At 43.6% G+C, this 25,145-nt stretch carries 19 protein-coding genes; 5 read left to right on the top strand and 14 right to left on the bottom strand.

Annotated features, from left to right (window positions below):
- Nucleotides 1-41: 41 nt before the first annotated feature.
- On the top strand, nucleotides 42-1,235 hold the full coding sequence (locus BT105_RS04505; protein WP_072299626.1) for a reverse transcriptase/maturase family protein: 1,194 nt from the start codon (nucleotides 42-44) through the stop codon (nucleotides 1,233-1,235).
- Nucleotides 1,236-1,671: 436 nt separating this feature from the next.
- On the opposite strand, the gene BT105_RS04500 is transcribed toward BT105_RS04505, so the two are convergent.
- The 9 genes from BT105_RS04500 to BT105_RS14955 all read right to left on the bottom strand — a co-directional run bounded on the left by BT105_RS04500 (nucleotide 1,672) and on the right by BT105_RS14955 (nucleotide 10,019).
- Nucleotides 1,672-2,097, bottom strand: a complete 426-nt coding sequence (locus BT105_RS04500) for a GtrA family protein (protein WP_072299625.1) — start codon at nucleotides 2,095-2,097, stop codon at nucleotides 1,672-1,674.
- Nucleotides 2,094-2,732 carry a class I SAM-dependent methyltransferase gene (locus tag BT105_RS04495; RefSeq protein WP_072299624.1) on the bottom strand — a complete coding sequence of 213 codons (639 nt, stop codon included), beginning with the start codon at nucleotides 2,730-2,732 and terminating at the stop codon, nucleotides 2,094-2,096. Before BT105_RS04495 ends, BT105_RS04500 begins: the two co-directional genes overlap by 4 nt.
- Before the next feature lie 24 nt (nucleotides 2,733-2,756).
- Nucleotides 2,757-3,692 carry a glycosyltransferase family 2 protein gene (locus BT105_RS04490; RefSeq protein ID WP_081367788.1) on the bottom strand — a complete coding sequence of 312 codons (936 nt, stop codon included), beginning with the start codon at nucleotides 3,690-3,692 and terminating at the stop codon, nucleotides 2,757-2,759.
- 63 nt (nucleotides 3,693-3,755) lie between these two features.
- Nucleotides 3,756-5,456 carry an ArnT family glycosyltransferase gene (locus BT105_RS04485; RefSeq protein ID WP_072299622.1) on the bottom strand — a complete coding sequence of 567 codons (1,701 nt, stop codon included), beginning with the start codon at nucleotides 5,454-5,456 and terminating at the stop codon, nucleotides 3,756-3,758.
- A gap of 689 nt (nucleotides 5,457-6,145) precedes the next feature.
- Nucleotides 6,146-7,390: an IS256 family transposase gene (locus BT105_RS04480; RefSeq protein ID WP_072299621.1), complete on the bottom strand. Its 1,245-nt coding sequence runs from the start codon at nucleotides 7,388-7,390 to the stop codon at nucleotides 6,146-6,148.
- Between the two features lie 160 nt (nucleotides 7,391-7,550).
- Nucleotides 7,551-8,111 (bottom strand): flavin reductase family protein, encoded by a 561-nt coding sequence (locus BT105_RS04475; protein WP_072299620.1) that lies wholly within the window; start codon nucleotides 8,109-8,111, stop codon nucleotides 7,551-7,553.
- 85 nt (nucleotides 8,112-8,196) lie between these two features.
- Entirely contained in the window at nucleotides 8,197-9,279 is a 1,083-nt protein-coding gene (locus BT105_RS04470; RefSeq protein ID WP_072299619.1) for a hypothetical protein, read from the bottom strand.
- Nucleotides 9,276-9,851, bottom strand: coding sequence for an RNA polymerase sigma factor (locus BT105_RS04465; RefSeq protein WP_072299618.1), 576 nt, complete (start codon nucleotides 9,849-9,851; stop codon nucleotides 9,276-9,278). Before BT105_RS04465 ends, BT105_RS04470 begins: the two co-directional genes overlap by 4 nt.
- A gap of 21 nt (nucleotides 9,852-9,872) precedes the next feature.
- Nucleotides 9,873-10,019: a hypothetical protein gene (locus tag BT105_RS14955; RefSeq protein ID WP_177243926.1), complete on the bottom strand. Its 147-nt coding sequence runs from the start codon at nucleotides 10,017-10,019 to the stop codon at nucleotides 9,873-9,875.
- 179 nt (nucleotides 10,020-10,198) lie between these two features.
- Here BT105_RS14955 and BT105_RS04460 point away from each other — a divergent pair, with 179 nt between their 5' ends.
- A complete protein-coding gene (locus tag BT105_RS04460; protein WP_072299617.1) occupies nucleotides 10,199-13,645 on the top strand; it encodes a carbohydrate binding domain-containing protein in 3,447 nt (1,148 codons plus the stop codon).
- A gap of 86 nt (nucleotides 13,646-13,731) precedes the next feature.
- On the opposite strand, the gene BT105_RS04455 is transcribed toward BT105_RS04460, so the two are convergent.
- The 5 genes from BT105_RS04455 to BT105_RS04435 all read right to left on the bottom strand — a co-directional run bounded on the left by BT105_RS04455 (nucleotide 13,732) and on the right by BT105_RS04435 (nucleotide 21,142).
- On the bottom strand, nucleotides 13,732-14,640 hold the full coding sequence (locus BT105_RS04455; protein WP_072299616.1) for an alpha/beta hydrolase fold domain-containing protein: 909 nt from the start codon (nucleotides 14,638-14,640) through the stop codon (nucleotides 13,732-13,734).
- 384 nt (nucleotides 14,641-15,024) lie between these two features.
- Nucleotides 15,025-17,085, bottom strand: a complete 2,061-nt coding sequence (locus tag BT105_RS14640; protein ID WP_177243925.1) for a serpin family protein — start codon at nucleotides 17,083-17,085, stop codon at nucleotides 15,025-15,027.
- Nucleotides 17,086-17,351: 266 nt separating this feature from the next.
- Nucleotides 17,352-18,086, bottom strand: a complete 735-nt coding sequence (locus BT105_RS04445; protein WP_072299615.1) for a purine nucleoside phosphorylase YfiH/LACC1 family protein — start codon at nucleotides 18,084-18,086, stop codon at nucleotides 17,352-17,354.
- Nucleotides 18,087-18,542: a low molecular weight protein-tyrosine-phosphatase gene (locus tag BT105_RS04440; RefSeq protein WP_072299614.1), complete on the bottom strand. Its 456-nt coding sequence runs from the start codon at nucleotides 18,540-18,542 to the stop codon at nucleotides 18,087-18,089.
- A 38-nt stretch (nucleotides 18,543-18,580) separates the two neighbouring features.
- The gene (locus BT105_RS04435; RefSeq protein WP_072299613.1) at nucleotides 18,581-21,142 is read right to left on the bottom strand and encodes a LamG-like jellyroll fold domain-containing protein; all 2,562 of its coding nucleotides are present in this window, start codon (nucleotides 21,140-21,142) and stop codon (nucleotides 18,581-18,583) included.
- 279 nt (nucleotides 21,143-21,421) lie between these two features.
- Between BT105_RS04435 and BT105_RS04430 the strand changes: the two genes are divergently transcribed.
- The 3 genes from BT105_RS04430 to BT105_RS04420 all read left to right on the top strand — a co-directional run bounded on the left by BT105_RS04430 (nucleotide 21,422) and on the right by BT105_RS04420 (nucleotide 25,050).
- The gene (locus BT105_RS04430) at nucleotides 21,422-22,396 is read left to right on the top strand and encodes a DUF4003 family protein (protein WP_072299612.1); all 975 of its coding nucleotides are present in this window, start codon (nucleotides 21,422-21,424) and stop codon (nucleotides 22,394-22,396) included.
- 35 nt (nucleotides 22,397-22,431) lie between these two features.
- Nucleotides 22,432-23,439, top strand: a complete 1,008-nt coding sequence (add, locus tag BT105_RS04425) for an adenosine deaminase (RefSeq protein ID WP_072299611.1) — start codon at nucleotides 22,432-22,434, stop codon at nucleotides 23,437-23,439.
- A 243-nt stretch (nucleotides 23,440-23,682) separates the two neighbouring features.
- Entirely contained in the window at nucleotides 23,683-25,050 is a 1,368-nt protein-coding gene (locus BT105_RS04420) for an MATE family efflux transporter (protein ID WP_072299610.1), read from the top strand.
- The last annotated feature ends 95 nt before the right edge of the window (nucleotides 25,051-25,145 follow it).

Genomic DNA, 25,145 nt, shown 5'->3' with positions numbered 1-25,145 from the left:
CGATTTCTCTTTCTGTTTTTCCATTTTCAAGGAGATATTATATGTCATTACTCAGTAAGCTTTCTCAGCGTGAATGCTGGGAAAGCTTTTATAAATACAAATCCTCGCTTATCGGCGGCAGTCAGCTGATCAAGGAGCTCCGCAGCTTTATCGACAGCGAAAAATACATCCCTGTATGTCAGAAGATAATGAACGGTGAAACCTTTCCCCTGCCTCGGAAGTCCGTCATCAGCAAGCAGGATACTCAGAAAAAGCGCGTGGTCTATACCTATCCCGACGCCGAAAACATGGTTTTGAAGCTGCTGACCTATCTGCTCCTGAGAAAATACGACGAGATTTTCAGCACAGGACTATACTCATTCCGTCCCAATAAAACGGCAAAGGACGCCATTCGTCAGCTGACGAGGACTCCCCATATCAGCGAAATGTATTCCTACAAGGCGGATATAAGCAACTATTTCAACTCTGTTCCCGTAGCAAGACTGCTGCCTATGCTGAAAGAGGTTCTTTCTGACGATGAGGAGCTCTATGCTTTTCTCAGCAGTCTGCTCACCGAACCCCGAGTTATAGACGGAAACAAGGTCATTATTGAGGAAAAGGGCATAATGGCAGGTACTCCCCTGTCCGCCTTTTACGCCGACCTTTACCTTATGGAGCTTGACCGAACTTTTGCAGAAAAGAATATCCCCTACGGGCGGTACTCCGACGATGTGATACTCTTCGCGGAAACTGAGGAAAAATGCAGGGAATACGCAGACTTTCTCCGCAGCTTTATCACCAAACGGGGACTGGATATAAATCCGAAAAAGGAAAGCTTCTGCACTCCCGATGAGGGCTGGACATTTCTCGGCTTTTCGTACAAAAGCGGAGTTATCGACATCGCTCCTGCTTCTGTTGAAAAGATGAAGAACAAAATGCGCCGCAAGACCAGAGCCCTACAGCGCTGGAGGCAGCGCAACGAGCTCAGCGGCGAAAAGGCTGCTCTTGCCTTTATACGCATATTCAACAGCAAGCTTTTTGAATGCTCCGAAAATAGCGACCTTACGTGGAACAAGTGGTTTTTCTCGGTTATAAATACTGATACAAGTCTAAGAATCATCGACAACTTTGCTCAGGACTGCGTCCGTTACCTTGTCAGCGGAAAGCGCACCAAATCACGGTTCAATGTCAGATATGAGGATATCCGCAGCTTAGGGCTCAGAAGTCTGGTGCATGAGTATTATCTGAAAAGATAAAAACAGCTCCTCATAACCGCAACACTTATATAGAAGCTTACAGTTAATTATGGGGGAAACCTTTCTGAGGAAAGGTTCCTCTGACGGAGAAGCCCTTTTTTCAAAAGTGGGCGTCTCAATAATAACCATAAAATACACTCTTTTATTACACTATTCTTCGTTTACACAGAATTTGGGATTGACTTATTTTTTCATGATAAATCCTTCCTTTCTGTGTTAATTTTCGGAGTTTTCCCGTTTTTATGATCTTATCATACACCATAATATGATATCTGTTATTCGCTTAAAATTACAGAACATTATAGTTTTGAAATGTTTGAAGTAATTATACTCTTCAATCAGATAAAAGCGTTCATTTACTAGAACCCGAGAATCTGATATATATAAGCAAAAAGACTTCAAATCGAACATACTTAGTTCAGATTTGAAGTCCCATTCACTTCTTAGTCTCGTCAGTTGTAATAAAAACAGCTTTTTTTCCAAGAATGTAGTTCAGGATAATTACAATCAGCTGTATCAGGTATTTAGACCATATCTTGTTCATACCGAATATCTCGACTGCTGCTATAAGTCCGAAATAATCAATAAGCCCGGTGGCACCACGCATAACAATGAATCGGAATATCTCTGATAAAAGCTCTCTCATGTTCCTGCATTTTGAATGAAAGACAAAGTGTTTATTTACTGTATATGCAAATATTTTTGATAGAACAATTGAGATAATATTGCTGATCCTGTAATCAAGAAAGAGCAGGAAAAACTGGTACAAAAAGATGTTGAGCAAGGTAGTTGCAACGCCGCCGCATCCATAGCGGATTATCCTTTTCAGGCTTTTTTTATTGTTATCATTACTGTCTTTCATCTAAACGCTCTGCATCTGGCTATGGTCCATGGGAAACTCTTATCCATATACCATTTCTTGTTTGAATTTTTTTTCAAGAATGAGGCAAATTTGGAGTAGGTCCAATGGTTTATATGATCAATCGGATTTCCAAGACGTGTTACATTTTTCAGTGCCAGCAGATTTCCAAGACAAAACCAAGGTTCGTTTGGAACAGAGATTATCAGCACACCCTTTGAAACACGGAGCAGTTGCGAAAGTGCTTTTGCCGGATCATGCAGATGCTCAAGTACTTCTGTGCAGACAACAATATCAAAGGAATTATCTTCAAACGGCATATCCATAATATCGCCCTGTATGAAGTTAATATCCTTATTTCGCTCTTTTGCTATTTTAAGAGCCTCGGATGTATATTCAAGACCTGTTATATCAACCTGATTGCCAAGCTCATCGTGCATATAACCAGATAAAAATCCTTCACCACATCCAGCGTCAAGTATACGCAGCTTTTCATTTTTGCCGGCTGATCTCTGTTCACATTCAGACACAGCCTTCTTGATGAAGAAAATTATCTTATCTGTGAATTTTGAAAGCATTTTTCGCTTGAGTATATTTTTTGACATATACTTGTTATAATTTCCGTTATTATATTCCATGGAACTGTTCCTCCTTGCTTATTATCATTTTATAATTTTGATATGATGTTCACTGTAGTTCTTACGGTAGTTCTGATCCGTGATGAGGTTACACACAAAGCCGGTAGAAACAGAGAGAAATCCGACGATAATCAAAAGTACTCCCAGCAGAAGCAGGGGTCTGTCTCCGATCTTGTAACCCATGAACCATTCTATTGCCATAATGAGACATATCAGGAATCCTGTGATTGAAAATATAACGCCTACACGTCCGAAGAAATACATAGGTCTGTCAGAGAATTTGAGCAAGAATGCAGTCGTCAGTGAATCAAGGAAACCTCGCATATACCTTTCCAGACCGTATTTTGACCTGCCGTGTTTTCTTTCACGGTGATGTACTGGCATCTCAGTTATCCTGAAGCCATTCCTATAGGCAAGCACCGGTATATAGCGGTGCAACTCACCGTATATATCAAGTGAATCGGCAACCTCTCTGCGAAAGCACTTATATCCACAGTCAAAATCGTGCAGCTTGAAACCGGCAATTTTTGAAGTGACTGAGTTGAAAATCTTTGATGGTATCCTTTTCTCCAACGGGTCAAGCCGCTTCTGCTTCCAGCCAACGACCATATCGTATCCCTCGTCAAGCTTTTTTATGAAATTTGACAATTCTACCGGATCATCCTGAAGGTCAGCGTCCATAGTGAAGATTATATCACCATTGACATGACGCAGTCCTGCCTGAAGTGCAGGGGATTTTCCAAAGTTCTTACGGAATGATATAAGATGTACCCTTTTATCCTTTTCAGTCAGTTCCAATACCACTTTTTCTGTCATGTCACTGCTGCCATCATTTACAACCCAGAGTTCCCACTCGACATCTTCAACATCCTTTAAGTTTTTATCGACCTCTTTATACAATTCAACAATAGATTCCTCTTCATTAAATGCAGGCACAAGAATTGAAACAAGTCTCATCATCACGACTCCTTTATTATATAATGATGATTTAGGCGTAATTACGCCGCAAATACACAGTATGAATTATTCTAAACAAAGCAGATAAACATTGGCTGTATGCCGTCCAACAGTCTCAAATAAAAAGGTCTTTTTTTGAACGTTTAATTCTTCACAAACTATATCTATTACAGAATCGCTGCCCTCTATATCATTGCTTACATAAACAATTAGCTTATCATCATCAAATTCTTTCAGCGGTATATTTTGTTTTTTCAAATCATATACATTAGTTTGATAAACAGCTTTATTATGAGTAAAATAAACATTTAGATTGGAAACAAGATATTTAAGATTAGAAACAAATAGTACTCTGTAATCTGAAAAAACATCTAAATACTCCATTTGTTCATCTGCACCTTTGTATAGATAATCCACGCCATAACCAAGATATCCGGATATTGTAAACATAATCATAATTACAGCAATGATCCTCTTGACAATTAATGAATCATAAAATTTTGAGATTGCTTTGTAAATTAAAAAAACGGTTATAAGAACCATAAGTGGAAAAACATTATAAATATATCGTTTATCTTTAAAAGTATCAAATTTAAGAACAGGCGCTATCTTAGTTATTGTTAGTAAATATAGAATTACTGACAACAAAACAAATATTACACAAAGAGATTCTTTCTCATATTTTTTTATTTTCGGCTGAGCTGCTTTATTCTTTAATGTGTTATACTCTAATTCAAAAGAATTATCATTATTAAATGAAAATCGATTGATATTTTTTAAATAGTATTTTATTGCTAATATAGATACAATGATTAATATCCAAAAGAAATTACCACCTAAAAAGTATTTGTTGAATTCTTGTAAATAGTGCATCAGTTGAACTGAATAATCAGAAGAGTCCGCAAGATTACTGAGAGCTTCAGTGCCTCTTGATTCTTTAAACAGATCTCTGAAAAAGTTATGCCATATAGCGAAATACACAGCAAGTCCTGTTATAATTATAATAATATATTCAACTATTAAACGTTTTCTTTTTGTTGCCAAAAGAATAATAAAATACAAAAGGCATACAAAGAAAGCCATAACAACAAAATAATACTGTGATAGCGAACCTAATACTAGTGTTATCAATATCCCCAGATAAACTAATAGTCTTTTTGAAATTGAGGAATTTTCATCTGCTTTTTTCAAGCACAAATGAATATGCAAATCTACAAAAGAAATTGTAAAAAAAGTTAACATCATGTAAACTCTTATAAAAACAGCTGTGCTTACTGCACCTATGCTGGCTCCGTATAAAAAAACAGAAAAAATAGCCAATCTTCTTTTTTTCAGCAATTTATATGAAAGATCATATAAGACGAGCAATGTTAATACAAAGAAAACAATGTTGAATGTTATTCCACTCCATTTAGTAAAATTATTTTGAAAAAAAGCTGAAACATACATTCCAAATAAAGTAAGATACAATGGCGGGTGTGCTTTATTACGACTTGCGCTGTCATAAAACGCTGAAATATCATATGCTTCATCGCTGCTTACAGTTAAATAATCTTCATAATATTCTCTGGAATGCCAAGTATTCAAACACGGTTCATCAGGTCTGTCAAATTCAGGCTTAGTATACTCTGTATTTCCAATCTGTTCATACGAAAATAATTCATCAACATGAAAACCTTCTTTCTGCATTCCCCAAAAAAAAACATTTCCCGTCAGCAGTACAACTATAAATGTAATAAAAAAGCAATGACATATTCTTTTTTTCATAGATATTATGTCCCCTTTCAATATAATATAACAAATCATGTTTATTATCGAGACAGCGGTTATTAATACCAATATAACAAATAAAAGTGTAACATAAATTAAAAGTAAAGTCAATATAAATACGAACAATTTGAATAAAATATTGTAGTGCTACAATAGATATTGTACAAAATTGGAAAAAGAATAGAGCGATAGACAAAGATCTGTTAGAATATAGTTACCACATAAAAATCATATCAGAAAGAAGTTCTATCTCTCATAAACAGTATACATAAGATATGAAAGTTCATCAATCCCTAATAAAGTAACCAACGAAATACATTGCAAGCAGAACACACCTAAAATACAATAGAACACTATTTTTCATATATTTTCAAAAATCGCTGGGACGGTAGTGTGTAATCATTGACAATAGTTCCGAATACCACATCATCAGCCTAACGTACATACAAAAGTTGATAAGAAACCACTGTATAAGATGTCACAACCTCGAATTGTAGGCCTCTGAAAAAATCAGCCTCCTGTGATATTAATTCTATTTTATCACAGTTAGCTGATTTGAGTCAATCCCAAATTCTGTGTAAACGAAAAATAGTGCAATAAAAGAGTATATGATGAGACCGATTGTGAAAGCAGTCGGTCTTATCTGCATATTAGCACATGATTATTTGATTGTCAAGATGAAAATGTTATTCGGGTATCCTGTTGCCGTAGTAGATTACCAACTGAGCGTATATGCGGCTCCAGTCCTGTCGGCGACCAGTCCATTTTTTCGTGATGTCCTTCATAGCCAGATACAGCATTTTGAAAAGGCTATCATCGGTCGGAAATACAGACTTTGCCTTAGTCACTTTCTTGAGCTGGCGATTGAAGCCTTCTATGGTATTGGTCGTATAGATCAGCTTTCGCAGCTCCTGCGGGAACTTGAAATAGGTGCTGAGATTAGGCCAGTTCTCATACCAGGACTTTGATATCTTGGGATACTTGCTGTCCCAGACCGCAGCAAAGGCCTCAAGAGCATCCAGTGCAGCTTCCTCATCTACAGCGGTATAGACCTTTTTCAGGTCAGACATAAGTGCCTTGATGTCCTTGTAAGAGACGTATTTGCTGGAATTTCTGAGCTGATGGATTATGCAGTTCTGGATATCAGTTTTCGGAAATACCGCTTCTATAGCCTGAGAGAATCCTGTTAGGTTGTCGGTGCAGGCGATAAGAATATCTTCAACGCCTCTGTTACGCAGGCTATTAAGTACGCCCGCCCAGAACTTAGCGCTTTCATTTTCACCAACCCACATACCGAGAACGTCCTTCCTGCCGTCCATATTAACGCCTATGGCTATGTAGACAGCCTTCTTGATGATCTGTCCCTCGCTGCGGACATGGTAATGTATAGCATCAAGAAATACAACTGCATAGACGCTTTCAAGCGGTCTCTGCTGCCATTCTTTCGCTACAGGGAGCACTTTATCTGTGATACGGCTGACAGTAGTATCCGATATCTCCAGACCGTAAATATCACGGATATGATCCTCAATATCAGATGTTGACATACCTTTTGCATACATGGAGATGATCTTGTTCTCCATATCCTGGGATATGCTTGTCTGATTCTTAGGCAGTATCTTAGGCTCAAATTCGCCGTTTCTGTCACGGGGGACTTCGATATCTACCTTACCCATACTGGTACGCAGAGTTTTCTTGCTGTGACCGTTTCGACTATTGTCAGTTTCCTTGTTCTTTATGTCATACGGCTCATACCCAAGCTCAGAATCAAGTTCTGATTCAAGGCTGCCTTCCATAAATCCGGCCAGTGCTTCTTTGAACAGCTCCTGAATATCATCCATGCTCTGGATATTAGCTGCCGAAAGAAAATCGCTTATCAGCTCTCTTCTTGCTCGCTGCTCTTCTGTTTCATTTCTTCGTCTTCTGCTCATAATTAAAACCTCCGAAGTAGTGTCTCTTCTATTATACACTACTTCAGAGGTTTACACAAATTTTTGGATAGACTCGCTGATTTTTTACAGACTTTTTTTCAGAGGCTCTCAGAGGCTCAACTTATTCATCCAAATATGATATAACATCATTTTAAGATTATTATTCAAACTTTTTTCCGACGCTTCTGGCAGCAGCTACGCTTTCGCCGACAGATCTGTAGGTCTTTGAAACCGTATCATATATAACAAGACCTGCCTTGCTGTAATCCACCTTGCCGTCGGTCATAACGCTCTCGTCTGCTTTAAGTCCGACTACCTCGGCAACAACTCTTGTCTCGCCGAATTCCTCCTGTATATCAATGACCTTGCACTCGATAGTTACAGGGAGCTGGTCTATAACAGGAGCATTGACCTTATCAGACTTGGTTACGGTAAAACCACACTTTTCCAACTTGTTCTCCACCTTGTTGCCCGATGTAATGCCCACATAGTCGCAGGCAGCTATCTGCTGAGCTGTTGCATAGGCAACAGTGAACTCCTTGTTCAGCCTGATATTCTCAGTGGTCTTGTGGCTGCTCGAAAGGCTGACAGATATCTGATTCATGCCTATCTGACCGCCCCATGCTGCGTTCATGGCATTAGGCGTGCCGTTTGCGTCGTAGGTTCCGATGATAAGTACAGGGAGCGGTGCGAAAAAGCCTTTTTCAAATGAAAGTTTCATATTATTTTCCTCCGAAGATAGATTTTTGAACATATTCAGTATACCACAGTCCCGTGCTCAAATCAATAGCTATGCCTGTAATATATCAATAATTGATAAAGCTGCCTAATATCTTACCGTCACAGCCGCGTACAAACATCTGATATGATATTCCCTCGGTCAATGCAACGATATGTGGATATCCTCCGTCTACAGGGCTCCAGCTCGGACCTGTAGTGTGTATATACCACACATCATATTCATCATAATACTCTGCTATGATCGGCGGATAATCACGTACAAACTCAACATCAGGATAACGTGTGGGTTCTTTTTCAAGCCAATCCATGAACTCCTGACCTTTACAGGTAAGTAACACGTATCTTCCCTTATCTATAGCGTCCTGCTCGTCAGCAACAGCTCCCAGCGTTCTGTCAAAGGGAAGGGTTTCAGCTTCATAGGCCATATAGTTTATAATGTTTTTGAAATCTACCAGAGTACCGTCGGAGGTATAATGCTCAAAAGTACCATTAGTTTCAGTATAGGTAGGATAATAACCGTCGTGTGTAATATTGTAAACAGCGTCAAGTACCTCTTTTTCCCTGTCTTCTTCTGTCGGTTCACGTTCCGGTTCAGGTTCGGGAGCGTCTGTTACAGGCTCAGGAGCATTTGTAGAGGTCACAGCGGCAGTAGTAGTTGATGTTGTCGTTGTGGCCGAAGATGTAGTGCTCTTGGCAGTCGATGACTTAGCTGCTGACTTATCCGTTGTCTGAACTGCTGCATCAGTTGCTGTAACTGCCGCAGAAGTGGTTACTGTTGTGGCTTCAATTATAGGATCAGATATCTGAGGCTTATATGTTCTGCCATTATTTTTCAGCATAAAGAGGCTTCCTGCAATTATTGCCACGGCAGCTGCCGAACACAGGGCAATATATATGATATTCGATATTTTATGCTTCTTATAGCTGTCCACGCCTGACACCGAATCAGCATATCCCTCAGCCGAAGCTGCTCCCTCAGTTTCATTACCAAGAAGCTTTTTCTCTTTTTCGTACTTCTTCATGGTAATTTTAAGCATTCTCTCTCTTGCTTCTTCATCTATTTCCATTTTCTCTGTTCCTATTTCTTCAACTGTGTTTATATCAGAATCCTCGAGGATATCAAAGCCTATTTCCTTATTCTCACTCATACATTTCCCTCCTTCATATCATATCCCTCTCGTGTAAGAAGCTCCTTGAGCTTTTTGAGCGCTCTGCTGCATCTCATTCTGACCGCTTCAGGCGACATGGAATGCTTGCTTGCTATTTCATTTGAATTCATGTTGTAGTAGTATTTCTGTATTATGATATCAGAATCAGGCTCGCCAAGGCTTTCTATCAGCCGCAGAAGCGTATTGCGCATATCGCTGCGTTCCGTTATATGCTCAATTCGCTGTGAATCGGCTATCTCTGTAGTTTCGTCCTCGATATAGACAGTATCACTGCTGCGTACAAGTCTGCGGTACATCTGAATAGCGGTACGGCTCGCTATAGTGCCGATAAAGCCTTTCATATCGCCGTCAAAGCAGCCCTTTCGGTCATAGCTTATAAAGACAGCGGAAAAGACATCTCCCACACATTCCTCCATATCCTCGCGGCTTCCGCAGCTTCGCAGCTTATTATAGACTATGGCGTAAACATAGCTGAGATATTCGTTGAACAATGCCGTCTGAGCTTCACTTGGATCATTTTCATATAATTTTTTATATTCGCTATCTGTCATAGAATCACCACCTTATATTATTCAAAAAGCTCGGCACCTGTAAGTGCTTTCATATAATACACTTGCTGCAACTTCCCAAAGTGTAACATATATTCTGAAAATTTTTTCTTCCTTATTATATAATATATCCCTTTTTATTTCAACTGCGGCTGAAATTGACTTTTTCAACGAGCCTTGCTGTTAAAAGTTTTTCACGCTCTACAAATAAGTCAAACAAGCGGCGTTTCGTCCACCCAAACAGCATTTTTTGAGTTTACAACATATGTGAATCATGGTAAAATGAATAATAGTAAAACGCTAAATTACGCAAACATAGGCTAAAAAATTGCGTACAGGAGGTTAAAATAATGAATATCTCAAAGAAATTCAAAACTGCTGTTTCGGCAGTCATGGCGGGAGCAATGCTGATAGGCACAGCATCCTCTTTCCCGTCGCCAGCGCCTATGGTAGCTGACGCTGCCAGCGCGTGCAACATCAACACAAACAAAGAATACCAGACTATCCGCGGCTTCGGCGGCATGAACCACCCTGAGTGGCAGAGCTACAACGCTCAGAACGGAGCTCCCGGAGACATGACGGCAGCTCAGGTCCAGACAGCTTTCGGAAACGGCGATAACGAGCTTGGTCTTACAATTCTTCGTATTTTTGTCAGTGACGACAAGAACGCTTGGAAGAACGCTATCCCAACAGCTCAGAGAGCTCAGAAGCTTGGTGCAACTGTATTTGCTACACCTTGGAACCCGCCTGCATCAATGAGACAGAATGGCTCGGGCGGTCCTTCAGGCGGTCAGTACGTTCTGAAAAACGGCGCTGAGGGACAGTACGCACAGCACCTCAACGACTTTATCAAGTACTGTAACAGTCAGGGCGTTCAGCTCAACTCCATATCAGTACAGAATGAGCCTGACTGGTCAGGCGAGTGGACAGCATGGACACCAGACCGTGCGGCAAACTTCATTGCAAACTACGGTAAATCCGTAACAGCAGGCACAACTACAAAGCTGATGTCTCCTGAGAGTTTCAGCTATAATAAGAGCTTCTACAATGCTATTCTTAATAATTCCAAGGCTATGGCAAACTGCGATATGTTCGGTACTCACTTCTACGGAACACAGCGCAGCCAGATGGATTTCCCTGCCCTTGAACAGTGCGGCAAGGAGATCTGGATGACAGAGGTTTACGTTCCGAACAGCGACAACAACTCCGCAGACAGATGGCCTGAGGGCGTTAAGGTTGCTGAGAATATCCATAATGCGCTCGTTGTTGGTAATATGAACGCTTATGTTTGGTGGTATATCCGCCGTCAGTACAGCCCGATGTGGGATACAGGAAAGATATCAAAGCGTGGCTATGCAATGGCTCAGTTCTCCAAGTGGGTTCGTCCGGGAGATGTTCGTATCGACGCCACAGAACAGCCTGATTCAAATATTCTCGTTTCTGCTTACAAGCACAGCGATACACAGGCTACTGTCGTTGCTATCAATAAGGGCAGCAATGCTGTTGTTCAGCAGTTCAACTTCAGCGGAAGAACTATTACAGATGTTACACGTTACAGAACATCTGGTAGTGAGAATATTACGAAGACTTCAGGTCTTGCTTTCAGCGGTTCGTGCTTCAGTTCACAGCTTCCTGCAAACAGCGTTTCCACATTCGTTGTAAGTCTCGTCAGCGACGGCAAGGGCTTCGAGGGCGGCAAGGATCCTGTTCCTCCAGAGCCGATAGAGCCAGACGCAAACGGTTACTATTACCACGATACATTCGAGGACGATAACGGCAGCTGGGAGAGCCGCGGCGGCGCTTCTGTAAACACTGGCGGTACAGCTTACAAGGGAAATAAGGCTCTGACAGTTTCCGACAGAAGCAGTGCATGGCACGGCGCAGCAAAAACTCTCGACTCCCTTACTTTCAAGGCAGGTCAGGAGTACAGCTTCAGTGCTGTTGCAAAGGGCTCAGGCAATATGATGCTGTCACTGGAATACAAGGATTCGACGGGCACAACAGCTTATGCTCACATTGCAGACGGAGTTTCAAACGGCGAATACGTACAGCTTTCCAACACAAACTTCAAGCTCCCCGAGGGCTCGGGATATATCCTCTATGTTGAGACAGAAGAGGGCACAGGCGATTTCAGCATTGACGAAGTTGTCGTTGCTAAGGCTGGCGTAAAGGTTGACGGTCCTGTTGCTGTAACAACAACTACTACAACTACGACCACAACGACCACTACTACAACAGCTGTTACAACTGCACCTCCTGTAACACAGGATCCTAAGGCTGCATTTGAAGCAAAGGTATCCAAGTGGGGCGACGCAAACGGCGACAATACAGTAGATATGGGCGACGTAGTTCTTATCATGCAGTCTCTCGCAAACCCAAATAAGTATTCTCTCACAGAGGCAGGTCTCTACAACGCAGACGTTTACGAGGCAGGCGGCGGCATTACTTCAAATGACGCGCTTTCTATCCAGAAATATCTGTTAAGCCTTATCACAAAGCTCCCTGAGAGCTGGTCAAACAACCTCAAAGCTGAGCCCGTTGAACAGCCTGCAACTCAGGCTCCCACAACTCAGCCTACAACAGAGGCAACTACACAGCCTACAACACAGGCAACAACCACAACTCAGGCTCCTGTTGCAAAGACTCTCTTAAAGAATTCATTTGATTCAAGCACTGAAAGCTGGGCAGGCAGAGGCAACGCTTCTGTTGAGATAAGCGGCGACAGCTACTACTCAGGCAAATCCCTGTACGTAACAGGCAGATCAGCTGAGTGGAACGGCGCAGCTTTAACTCTCGGTTCAGACTTCAAGGCTGGCGAAACATACAGCTTCAGCGCTGCTGTACTCCAGCAGTCAGGCAAGGACGCAACTATCCAGCTTTCACTCCAGCAGGGTGACGGCGACAGCGCAACTTACACATCTATCGCTAAGGCAACCTGCAAGAACAACGAGTGGACAAAGCTCGAAAACACGTCATTCACTATCCCTGAAAACTCAGGCGATATGATACTTTATTTTGAAACACTTCAGGAGTCGAGCGACCTTATGAACTTCTATATTGACGATGTACTTATAGGTACAGAGGGCACAAAATCTTCTGTAGTAACAGGTCAGGGACACGTTGGCGAAGCTCCGGCAGTTACAACACCGGGCGTTCAGGCAGGCAAGAAGCTCTGCGCTATCTCATTTGATGACGGCGCTGTAGGCAACAACTCATCTGATACTTCAATGAGAATACTCAATGCTCTTATCAAGAACAAAATGACAGCTACATTCTTCTATGTAGGCAACTGGACAACAACAGCAGGCGACAATGAAGAGGTCAAGTTCGCATACAAGAACGGCATGGAGGTCGCTAACCACTCCACTTCACATCCAAAGCTTGGTTCACTTGGTTCTCAGCAGGTTCGCAGCGAGTGGGAACAGTGCAACAGCAAGCTCAAGAGCATTATCGGCGCTGAGCCGTCACACATCATGAGACTCCCATATCTCGACGGCAGCGGACAGGTCAAGTCAGCTCTCTACGATGTACCGCTTATCAGCTGTGCTATCGACACAGGCGACTGGAACAACGCAAGCAAGGATCAGATCGTAAACAAGATCAAGCAGGCTGCTCAGGACGGCTCCCTTGAAGGCGCTATCGTGCTCTGCCACGAGACATATGCTACAACAGCTGCTGCTATGGAAGAGGTTCTCCCATGGCTGGCTCAGAACGGCTATCAGAACGTAAATATCTCTGATATGGCTAAGGCTCACGGCAAGACACTTGCAGGCGGTCAGGTACACACACGCGCTTGACATCGGACAAATTCTGACATAGTAAAGAGCAAGTATATCGCTCAAAAAAACAACTGCCCACAGATGAAAAACTCTGTGGGCAGTAATTATTCTGAACATAATATTCTGGATACGATGATATCGTATTCCTTACGGCTCTTTTTTAACAGGGCATAATCATGGGCTCCGCCTTTTTTCTCGTAATAAGAAAATGGTTGGTGCTCTTTTTTCATTTTAGCGGCAAACCGCCTTGCAGGAATGTTCATTATGTCGTGAGTTCCCGAAAACATGGTGATATGAGGAAGTCCTTCTATACTGCCCTTTGTAGCGTCGGCTCTGTAGTTGTTCACGTCAAGGTCGCCCAGCCACAGCTCGCTTACCTTTTCCACAGGGAAATGACCTATGATACAGTCCTGCTGCCTGATGTAATCGGCTCTTTTCTGCTCTTTCTCAGTCATTTTCCCTATTATAAAGCCGGGAGAGATAAGGATTATCTCATTTGCAACGGGAAGTCCCCTTTCTATCGCCAGCATGGACAGCGACAGGGACAGAGTTCCGCCTGCAGAATCTCCTATAATGGTTATATCCTCGGGACGGCTGTTTTTCATGAGCTCACTGTAGACCTCCATGAGCATAATGTGGCATTCTTTTGCGTTGCTCTCGGGCACCATGGGGTACTGCGGAAAAATTATCTCGCAGCCCGTATCTCTTGCAAGACGCTGACAAAGCCTCCAGTGCAGGGGCAAAGCTTCAAGGAAAAATCCGCCGCCGTGGATAAACAGCACCTTTTTGCCGCTTCTGTTGCGCCTGTCACGGGCAACATAGTATATTCCGTTCTTAACACGACGCTTTTTCACTTCCATTTCACGCCTTATTCTTTTTGACGGAGCGGAGTCCTGCGGCAGTTTTTTCTTTAGCTCTGCAAGTCCCTCGCCGAATTCGGGATTGTCAAGCCTGCTGAGCTTCATAAAATCTCTCATAGAAAATCGTATAAGCTTCTTTAAAATGATATTCATTGTCGTATTCCTCGGTAATTACAGCATTTATAGCGAAACATAAAAGATATTTTTTATTATATCATAAAAGCGCTAAAAGAGCAAGCTCCGCATTACCGAAATACTAATATAGAAGCTTATATTTATTTATGGGGGAAACCTTTCTGAGGAAAGGTTCTCCCCCATACCCCTTTCCAAAGACTTTTATCTGGTTTTTTCGCAGATAGGGCGCTCCTTAAATAAAAAAACACCTGCAAAATGCAGGAGCGCCCTATCTGTGAAAAAACAAAACGAAAGTTTTAGGGAGAGAGTTTGAGAGAAGCCCCTTTTTCAAAAGGGGTTCTCTCAATAATAAGCATAAATCTTCTTTATAAGTATCACGGTTACGCGGAGCTTGCTCAGTTATTATTTGCCAAGCTCTGTAGCAGCGCCTACAAACAGTGGAATATTGTTCTTATCCACTATCATGTATACAAACGGCTTATCGAGCCTGATATTTACGGTCTTCACCTGTGGAGTCATACCGCCTGCGTTGCCAAAGGTTACAGTAACTGCTACTGCCTTTGTGCCCTCCTTGCTGACCTCTATCTTGGTCTTGTGGATAACATCACCAATATATATAGGATCAGAACCCGGAACAGTACAGTCGCATAGCCTTGAGAAATCTGCTTTTTTATAATCAAAAGCGTCCTTCATGCCCAGCGCTTTGAGAGTATCGGGAAGACTTGCTGAATAGTCGTATTCAAACTCGGGTATCATTACATGAAGATCGAGAGGAACTTCCGCGGACTCATAGGGCTTTGTGAGAGCTTCTGAAAGCTTCTCGGCGTCAAGTTCCTTCACGTACTGGATTATATCCTTGTCTCTCGGCATTATGCCAAGGAAGTAATAATCGCCGTTCAGGTAAGGCTTCTTGAAAGCGTCTGCATCCTCAAGCTCATAATATAAGTATTCCTGACTCTTCATTTCCTTGATACTGTGGGTATTACCGTCAAGATCGGTGAATTTTCCGTCGTTGGTCTTTTCGTACTTCTTATCCCACTCCATATCAAAGTAAAGGGTATTGATAAGAGCTATGCGGGTAAGATCGTTAAAATCGCTTTTGCGCACGGCAGTAGGTATCATTCCGTTGGTGTTCTTGTTCACCCAGCTGTTGATATCGCTTACAGTTCCGTCATCAAAGTTGGTCTTGTATATCTCAGCGCCGTAATACTTCTTATCGGTCTCAAGGAAACTGTCAAGGGGCTTGAAGTATTCAGCGTCCTTGCACCAGAGCGAGTTGGCAATATTGAGGTGTTTGCCATCCTCGTCGGGAGTCCTGCTGAGGAAATATGACATATATTCGTTGATATCGTCTAATGAGAGCTTTGAGCCGCCGAGGACTTCTTCCATTTCCTTTAATGTGTTATTGTCGGCACCGTTTGCCATCATGGAAAGCGAAGATGATATCGAGAACGGCGAAACAAGTACGTTCTTTTCCTTTTTCTTCGGATCAAAGCACTGCTTCAGCAGGTCAACGCCGAACTTCATCTGAGCCTCTGCAAATTTCTCATCTGCTTCCTTGCCCTCAGAGCGCTGAACGTCGATATTGTCGCCGAGGCGGATACTGCCTATTTCCGTAACTCCGTTGAATTCAGTTACTTTTCCGAGGATAAAATCAGTTATCTGCTTGAAATCTTCCTCGTCTATTCTGTTATCCTTGTTGATATCAGCATTGAGGAACTGGTCTCTTGTAAGCTCCCTGCCGAGACAGCCGTTTATGTATTTGCCGTATTCAAGTCTGTCAAAGGAATCAACTACCTCGTCGCCGTTGATATCTCCGTAGTAGTTGAAATTATGGCGCTTGACTGAAATGAGCTTATCGGCGCGGAGAGAATAATACTTCGTATTGTAGCCGCCAAAGGCGCTCCAGTCGCTCCATGTACCATCATCATAAGTACTTGTGTAGCCCGGATCACAGTCATCAAAGGGATCAAAGCCAAGGTCGGGATTTATGGGAGGACCTAACTCAAGTTCTCCTTTGAATAACAGCCCCATTTCTTCAGGTGTGAGTTCTTCAAAAGAGGGACCTTTTTCAGTGTTCAGGAAGTCATAGAACACCTTTGATTCAAAGGTGATATCGTAGCTTTCGCCGCTTTTGAGCTTTTCAAGCAGTTTAAGATTATTTTCATCTGTATCGTATATGTTGAGCTCGTCGCCGACTCCTTCGAGATGAGTTCTTTCGCTGTTCTGGATAGTGATACATGGAGTACCGTTATAAACGTCGGAATGGTCATAGGTATAGCCCGAAAGAGTATACACATACAATTTGTCATCGGTGTTGTAGTTGATAGTTCCGTATGCGTTGATAGTTTCGGCAGAAGCTCTCATGGGAGCAATAAAGCCGCTGTCGGGAAAAGCTCCCAATGCAAGAAGCATTCCGAGAGAACCTGCAATAAGCTTTGAAACCGTTCTGTTAAATTTCATTACAAAAGCTCCTTTCACTATGAAATAGTATTTATGCTTCAAGTATAGCATTGCAGTAATGAAAAGTCAATAAATCATGAACAATTATGTTCAATAATAACAAAAAGCCGCAATTTTTGCTTTAAACTCGGACTTTCGCAATTTTTGAGCATTATATCGTAAAGCCTGTCCGTCAAGCATTCGCAGGTCTTTTCTCTCGTTTTTTTGCAGGAAAAGCATATTATAAAACCAATGCAGCCCAAACGGACTGCATTACATTAATTCTATCATTTAAGTACCAGATATGCCAGATCCTGCCTGCCGCGGTCTCCGCGCCTGTATGAATAATAGGACTTGTCATGGCAGGTGCATTCATTTACAGCTGAGATCTTTTCCTGAAGTATGCCCTCGGCTTCTGCTTTAAGCTGTAAAGCCTTTGAAAGCGAGAGATACAGCCTTTTATCACGGACTTTGAATATTGCTTCAAGCTCTTTTTCAGAGAAAGCCTTAGCGTATTCAGTTCTGACTTCTTCTCCCACCTCGTAGCAATCGGCGCATATATGCGGTCCGATAATGAACTGTATTTCAGCAGGAGAAGCTCCCAGCTCTTTCATGGCTGCGATCCCGTTGTGAAGAAGTCCCCCTGCTGCTGACCTCCAGCCGCAGTGCAGAAGCCCTATAACTCCTGCGCTTCTTGCAATAAGATACACGGGTACGCAGTCGGCGGCGATAACGCTGAGAGCTACGCCCTTTTCAGCAGTCACAAGTCCGTCTGTTCTTTTCAGCTCGTTGTCCTTGATAACTCCCGAACCGCCGTGTTCAGCGGTGACTATTTCCACCTTGTCGCCGCTTGCCTGATAGGGACGTATAAAACGTGAAAGCGGGATACCGAGCTTACTGCTGAGAGCAGCATAATCATCAGCAGGCGGATCAAAGGGCTCGTTTCTTGTCCATATCCCGTTTTTCCCCGAGGTAAATCCTCCAAGTGCAAAGCTATCGTTTATTATCTCCTTGTCTTTCATTTATCGCTCCATAAGGCTGCTGAGAAGTCCCTTGCAGCCCTCCTCGATATCAGCATAAGCCTTTCCGAAATCGCGGCTGTACCACGGATCGGAAACATCGTCCCCCCTGCCTGCAAAGGTGAGAAGCTTGTAAACTTTTCCGTCCCTGTCGCTGCCGAAAATACGGTTCATATTGCGGATATTGGCGGTATCCATGCCGATGAAGTAATCATATTTTTCATAGTCGGACTTCCTTAGCTGTACGGCGTATTTTCCTGCACAGCCTATGCCGTGCTTTGCAAGCTCCGAACGAGCAGGCGGATAAACAGGATTGCCGAGTTCTTCGGTGCTTGTGGCACTTGACTCGATACAGAAGCGGTCACCTGCTCCTGCTTCTTCGGCAAGCTTTTTCATTATGAATTCAGCCATTGGCGAACGACAGATATTGCCGTGGCACACGAACATGATATTTATCATTTACTATAACTCCTTTTTTCATAAAAATCAGCAGCCTTTTATCGTTGCTGTTCAGCACCGCTTATTAGCAGTCTGCGCATAAGGCACAGGTCAAAGGAGTCTATCCTGCCGTCCTGACAGAGGTCACCTTTCTGCCAGTCGGCAAGCTCGCCGATACCGAGAACGAACTTCTGCAAAGCCGCAAGGTCTGCAACGGAAAGCTGACCGTCGCCGTTGACGTCGCCATTTACATCGGCTTTTCCGACTATCTCGCCTTTAGTCAGAGCAGCCTTGTATATTCTGATATTGTCGATACTGCCCTTGAAGCAGCTGTCGTCGGAATAGTAGGACTTTCCGATATAGCAGCTGGTTCCCGAGCCCATATCAGCCACCTGACCGTGAGTTTCGGTGGTGTGGAGAGTCTCCCTGCCGTCGATGTAGAGCTTTGTATCCGCACCGTTTACCACAAGAGTATAATTATGCCACTGCGTACCGTCAAGGTCACATACCAGTTTGGTCTCGTCCCGCCATGAATCTGTAGTTGCGGCAAATCTGAACAGCTCCTTGGCAACGCGGAAGAACACGTACTTTTCGTCATTCTTTCCTGCGGCAAAGGTGAAGAAATTGCCCTCTGACTCCGACTTTATATCCATGCTGACAGTGTAGTCACGAAGCCCGTCAAGCATACCCTGCGGAAATTCTCCGTAAGTATCATCGCTGCCGTCAAGATAAAGCACCTTGCCCTTTTCGCCGTCCTGCTTCACGGAAGCTCCGCCGTTAAGGCTGAGATTGCCCGTGCCGTCCTCAAAATCTATATCCACATAGGGCTTGGGCTTATCCGCCGAGCTCACAGGAGTTCCGAACACCTTGAACTCATAGACCGTTGGCGTATACCAGTTATTGTTGGGATTGTTCTGTAGGGTTGCATTCTGCACATTAAGTCGTACATACCTTGCCTTGCCCGACAGCATATCGCTGTTGAAGCCGTAGGTCTTGCTTACCGTTTCGCTGCTCTTGTCGGTATGGTCGAGAAGCTTCGTCCAGTTGACGCCGTCAAGGCTTCCCTCAACGGTGTAGGTGTAGTAACCCTCTGAGCCCTTGCATATGTACCATGAGGTCTGAACGTTTGCAAGGTCGCATACCTTTTCAAGGTCAACCTGCAAGTAGAAAGGCCATTTCTTGTAGTCCCCTATCGCCGCAAAACAGCTCTGATACGAACCGTCAACTGCTTTTGCAGGAGCATTTCCGCTCTTTGCCGCCAATGATGACGAGACAGGTCTGTCCTGCGAGAGAAGCTGTCCCTGCTGAACGGGGAAAAGGTCGCCTGTAGAGGTATTGTACTTGAAATAGGGACAATAGTCATAGAATGCAAAGCCCTTGTCAAAATACAGCGGACAAAGAGTAGTTCCGCTGGTGGAAGAAGCTCTCAGCCAGCGGTATGCGTGCATGATGTAGTTCTTGTCCTGCATATTAACTATCCAGCCCGACTGGGAGGAGAATGTGGAGGTATTGCCGATACTGCGAAGCTCGCTCCACTTGCCCGCAATGTCTTTTGTAACGCTGTAGGCGCCGCTGCTGGGGTACCAGCCTGCCGCCTGTGAGGTGAACAGGAAGTAGTAGCCGTCCTTTTTGACAAGGTTCGGGAACTCGCGGTACTGGTCCTCGAAAAGTGTAGTCACCACCTCGGTAACATCGCTGTAGTCATCGTTCATGCGGAAGATGTACATGGTGGCGTTAGCACCCTGCCCCTCTTTATTTGCAGCCGCAATGAGGTAGCCTGCACCGTCATCATCGAAGAATATCGCCATATCACGGACCTGTATACCAAGAGGATTGTACACATGGTGCACCGTGAACTGTCCTCCCGGAGTACCCGTGATAACGAGAGCCTTTCCGTCGCTGTAGCCGCTGGGCTTTTCCCAGTGTGCCCACACGACCACCTTGTTTTTCTCGGGGATATAGTCGATATGCACCGACTCTATCTTGCAGCTTGCAAGAGCGGAGTTCTGTGTGCTGTCAGCCACGTTTTTCTCATTGCCGAAGTGCCTTCCGTCGCTCGAAGTTGTCTCCGCAAGGTAGATATCGTCCTTGCCCGAATGCTTTTTCAGCGAGTAATTGTAGTAGGTATTCCCTACCTTGTAGCCGCTGGTTTCATAGACCAGATTGCTGCCCTTCTGGTTGTCGTAGGTACTCAGACCTGCCGGCAGAGTGCAGGGCGTAAGGGACTTCACCGATGAATACAGCTCTTTTCCCTTTGAGGTGACCTTGAGCTGATAATAGTATGTCGTTCCCGAAGCCATATCGTCGTCCTCATAGGAATTGCCATTGCCCTGATATACGGGCTCAAAGCCGCTGTCAGGCAATGTGGAACGATACAGGGTATAGCTGTCCGCTGAGAGCGTTGTCGCCCATTGGAGAACGGCGTGGTCTGCATTTTTTCCGTCGGCAATGCAGAAGAGATTCCCCACAAGTCCTATATCGTCAGACACTGTCACGGAAGCAGCTTCTGCGCAGTTATCCATGTTCACTTTAAAACTGCCGATAGTAAGAAGCATTGCCGCACTGCACACAACAGCGGCAGAACGCTTCAGAAAACTCATTATGCTGACTGTCTTTTCCATAGTTTCACTCCTTTTTTCTTTTTTGACTGTCAAGCATATTATATCATGATGAGTCTGAGATTGCAATATAAAAAGCTCATTTTTGATATGCCTGAAATAGTATTGACACAGAAATAAAATTATGATAATCTTTAATTAAAGAAACAGACAGGAGCACAGCATTCAGAACATTTCAGAATTGTAATATACGGTAATATTAAAAGACCGACACTAATGCGACAATATGTTATACTATGTTTACAGAAGCAAAAAACTACTTCACCAAAAGGAGAAATCACTATGAATAACAATACAGAACAGATCACAATGGACTTTATCGCAAACAGAGATATTATAAAAAAGACTTTTAAGCTTGAAAGCTCATATATCTATCCTGTAGCAGCAAATATATTCTGTGCGGCAGGAATAAGAGCTGACGAGAACAGGCTCCGCGAATGCAAGAGCATTATCAAAAAGAACGCTGGCTTTGCGTCATATCTCAAGGGTACGATACTTCCGACCTTTGCAGCCAAGCTCTGTGTATCTGATGATCCAGAAGCTCAGTTTGAAAAGGTAATGGGTATGTACGCTATCCTCAAAAAATACTTCAGCAGATCGGATTACCTTGCTTTGCTCTCAACTCTCCTTGCCGAGAAAACTACAGCTGATAAGGCGGAGCACATCGCTGCAAGAGGACGCGCTCTTTATAATATGATGAAAAAGGAACACCCAATACTCACCTCAAGCGAGGACAACATAATGGCAGGCTTTATGGCTTTTTCCGAGAAGAACGATCAGCAGCTCATAGCCGAAACTGAAAAAAGCTTCGAGCTTCTCAGGAAGAAATTTTCCGACAAGAACGCCGTTCAGACCGTATCTCATATTCTCGCCATGACTGACGGAGCTGTGGAGTACAAGGTGGGCAGACTTTTCAGTATCTTTGATATGTTAACGGCAGCAGGACATAAGTACGGCAAACACTATGAGCTTTCAACTCTCGCTGCTATCTCCATAATTGAAGCCGACGAAAAAATGCTTGTTGACACTGTTATAGATATAGATAACAGACTCAGCGTTCAGAAAGGCTACGGAGCATTAAGCCTCGATAAGAAAACAAGGCTCATGCACGCAGCTATGCTCACAGCCAACCTTTACGAAGATACCGACAATACTCAGGCAGCAGTATCCGCTTCTGCACTTGCTGTCATTGCTGCACAGGAAGCCGCTTTGTATGCTACGATAATTGCAACGACAGCTGCAAGCAGTGCAAGCTGATTATCGTAATATCTGACACTTGAAAGGAGTTTACTATGGAAAAAGCAGTTGCACCTAAGAAATTTGCCGACAAATATATAGAGCTCCATCTGCATCTGGACGGCGCTGTCACTTCTGACATAGCGCGAAAATTAGCAAAAATACAGGGTATTCCCCTCCCTCATGACGACGCCGAGCTTGAAAAACAGCTGACAGTTCCAAATGACTGCGAAAGCCTGAATGATTTCCTGAAATGCTTTGCTCTGCCGCTGTCTTTCATGCAGACAAAAGAGGGACTCAGTGAAGCGGTCAGACTTGTTTCGGAGAATATCCGCTCCCAGGGCGTGATATACGCAGAAATACGCTTTGCCCCTCAGCTCCATACAGAAAAGGGCATGACGCAGGAGGACGCAGTAAAGGCTGCGCTTAAAGGCATATCGGAAACCGAGCTAAAGGTCAACCTGATACTGTGCTGTATGCGCGGAGAGGGCAACGAGGCTGCCAACAACGAAACACTTGAGCTTGCAAAGAAATACCTTGTAAAGGACGGCGGCGTTGTTGCAATTGACCTCGCAGGCGCAGAAGCCCTTTTCCCCACTGAGAATTACCGCGGACTGTTCAAAAAAGCCAAGAAAGCAAATATTCCTTTCACTATACACGCAGGCGAAGCAGACGGCTCAGAAAGCGTAAAGCTCGCCGTTGAGTACGGTGCAAGCCGTATCGGACACGGCGTCAGAAGCTATGAGGATGCCGAGGTCGTTCAGACGCTGAAAGAAAAAGGCATAGCACTTGAAATGTGTCCCACAAGCAACCGACAGACTCACGCTGTTGAGGATATGTCTCAGTATCCTTTTATGGATTATCTGAACAACGGGCTTGCCGTAACGCTGAACACAGATGATATGGGTATCGAAGGAACTACTCTGGCAGATGAATTCCGCTATATGGAAAAGAGCTTTGGTCTGACTGCCGAACAGGAAAAACAGATACTTGAGAATGCCGTCGATTCTGCATTCACAACTGACGAAGTAAAAGCACAGCTCAGAAAAGAACTCGGATCATAAAAACATCAGGGACGGCTTCATGCCGTCCCTTTCCATAAGCCGCCTGAAATGCTCCGTTTTTTGTATCATATCGCTGTTTTCCGAGATCATCTGCTTGAAATCACTTTGCATTTATCACATTGACACATATTTTTCAGTATGATATAATACTAAAGTCGGACAATAAACATTTATCGGATCTCAAAGGGATAGGACCGCAGAAATACAACTGCTGTTTTATCCGCTTTTTTATGGAGGATAAAAATGAAAAACAATGATTTTACAAGCGGTGCGATATTGCCGAAGCTCATGAAATTTATGCTGCCTGTGCTGTTTGCTATGTTTTTGCAGGCTATGTACGGCGCTGTAGATCTTCTTGTAGTAGGACGATTCGGCTCAACAGCAGATGTATCGGCTGTATCTACAGGCTCGCAGATAATAACAACGCTTACGAATCTTATCGTAAGCTTTTCCATGGGAATAACCGTTGCCGTTGGTCAGAGGATAGGTCAGAAACGTCCAAAAGACGCTGCTCAGACGATAGGAACAGGTATGGTGATTTTTGCGGTAACAGGTCTTGTTTTTACGCTCATAAGCATTATCGGCGCATCGGGACTTGCCAGCATAATGCAGGCGCCTAAGGAGGCATTTGAACTTACTTCAGGCTATATCAGAATATGCGGCGGCGGATTTATCGTCATTACAGCATATAACCTGCTCGGAAGTATTTTCAGAGGTCTGGGAGATTCAAAAACTCCGCTTATAGCTGTAGGTATAGCCTGTCTGTTCAATATCATAGGAGACCTTGTATTTGTGGCAGGCTTTCATCTCGGCGCCTCAGGTGCAGCTCTTGCAACCGTAATGGCACAGCTTATAAGCGTAATCATTTCATTCTTTATGATCCGTCATACAAAACTGCCCTTTGAATTCCATAAAAGCAATATTAAACTGATTAAAAGCGTTGCTGCCGTAATAATCCGTATCGGAACTCCCATAGCATTGCAGGACTTCCTTGTCAGTATCTCCTTCCTCGTTATGCTTGGTATCGTAAACAGGATAGGCGTTACCGCTTCCGCAGGAGTTGGCGTTGCCGAAAAGGTCTGCGTATTTATCATGCTTGTCCCAATTTCCTTTATGCAGTCAATGACCGCATTCGTAGCTCAGAATTACGGCGCAGGGCAGATGAAAAGAGCAAATACTGCACTAAAAACAGGGATCGCCGTTTCGTTTGCATTCGGAATCGCAATGTTCTTTATCACATTCTTCCGCGGCGACCTCCTTGCAGGTATCTTTTCACCCGAAGCCGATACGGTCAAAGCCGCATGGGATTATCTGAAAGCATATGCCATAGACTGCCTGAATACCTGTTTCCTGTTCTGCTTTATCGGTTATTATAACGGCATAGAAAAAACTAAGTTCGTAATGCTGCAGGGCATTTGCGGAGCTTTTCTTGTAAGAATACCATTTGCTTTTCTGATGCAGAAAATCGGAAACAACTCCCTTTTCCTCATAGGAATGGCAATACCATGCTCAACGGTATTGCAGATAGCAATGTGCTTTGCCGCGTATTTTTACTTCAGATCAAAAAATCAGATAAGCTGTGATATGACTGAGAATAAAACGGAACTTTGAATAAAAGAGAGCCATTTCGGCTGACGAAAACCACGAGCAAATGCTTCCCGCCCGACTGACCATTCCCTTTGTGCAAACAGCACAAAAAATCAGAA

The organism is Ruminococcus flavefaciens, from assembly GCF_900119075.1.
Classification (GTDB): domain Bacteria; phylum Bacillota; class Clostridia; order Oscillospirales; family Ruminococcaceae; genus Ruminococcus; species Ruminococcus flavefaciens_Q.
Note: the sequence above shows the minus strand (reverse complement) of the source record. Positions and strands in the feature narration are given on the sequence as shown.

Coding starts and splice junctions, on each gene's coding strand:
- BT105_RS04505 (WP_072299626.1), top strand. CDS start 42: ATGTCATTACTCAGTAAGCTTTCTCAGCGTGAATGCTGGGAAAGCTTT.
- BT105_RS04500 (WP_072299625.1), bottom strand. CDS start 2,097: ATGAAAGACAGTAATGATAACAATAAAAAAAGCCTGAAAAGGATAATC.
- BT105_RS04495 (WP_072299624.1), bottom strand. CDS start 2,732: ATGGAATATAATAACGGAAATTATAACAAGTATATGTCAAAAAATATA.
- BT105_RS04490 (WP_081367788.1), bottom strand. CDS start 3,692: ATGATGAGACTTGTTTCAATTCTTGTGCCTGCATTTAATGAAGAGGAA.
- BT105_RS04485 (WP_072299622.1), bottom strand. CDS start 5,456: ATGAAAAAAAGAATATGTCATTGCTTTTTTATTACATTTATAGTTGTA.
- BT105_RS04480 (WP_072299621.1), bottom strand. CDS start 7,390: ATGAGCAGAAGACGAAGAAATGAAACAGAAGAGCAGCGAGCAAGAAGA.
- BT105_RS04475 (WP_072299620.1), bottom strand. CDS start 8,111: ATGAAACTTTCATTTGAAAAAGGCTTTTTCGCACCGCTCCCTGTACTT.
- BT105_RS04470 (WP_072299619.1), bottom strand. CDS start 9,279: ATGAGTGAGAATAAGGAAATAGGCTTTGATATCCTCGAGGATTCTGAT.
- BT105_RS04465 (WP_072299618.1), bottom strand. CDS start 9,851: ATGACAGATAGCGAATATAAAAAATTATATGAAAATGATCCAAGTGAA.
- BT105_RS04460 (WP_072299617.1), top strand. CDS start 10,199: ATGAATATCTCAAAGAAATTCAAAACTGCTGTTTCGGCAGTCATGGCG.
- BT105_RS04455 (WP_072299616.1), bottom strand. CDS start 14,640: ATGAATATCATTTTAAAGAAGCTTATACGATTTTCTATGAGAGATTTT.
- BT105_RS14640 (WP_177243925.1), bottom strand. CDS start 17,085: ATGAAATTTAACAGAACGGTTTCAAAGCTTATTGCAGGTTCTCTCGGA.
- BT105_RS04445 (WP_072299615.1), bottom strand. CDS start 18,086: ATGAAAGACAAGGAGATAATAAACGATAGCTTTGCACTTGGAGGATTT.
- BT105_RS04440 (WP_072299614.1), bottom strand. CDS start 18,542: ATGATAAATATCATGTTCGTGTGCCACGGCAATATCTGTCGTTCGCCA.
- BT105_RS04435 (WP_072299613.1), bottom strand. CDS start 21,142: ATGGAAAAGACAGTCAGCATAATGAGTTTTCTGAAGCGTTCTGCCGCT.
- BT105_RS04430 (WP_072299612.1), top strand. CDS start 21,422: ATGAATAACAATACAGAACAGATCACAATGGACTTTATCGCAAACAGA.
- add (WP_072299611.1), top strand. CDS start 22,432: ATGGAAAAAGCAGTTGCACCTAAGAAATTTGCCGACAAATATATAGAG.
- BT105_RS04420 (WP_072299610.1), top strand. CDS start 23,683: ATGAAAAACAATGATTTTACAAGCGGTGCGATATTGCCGAAGCTCATG.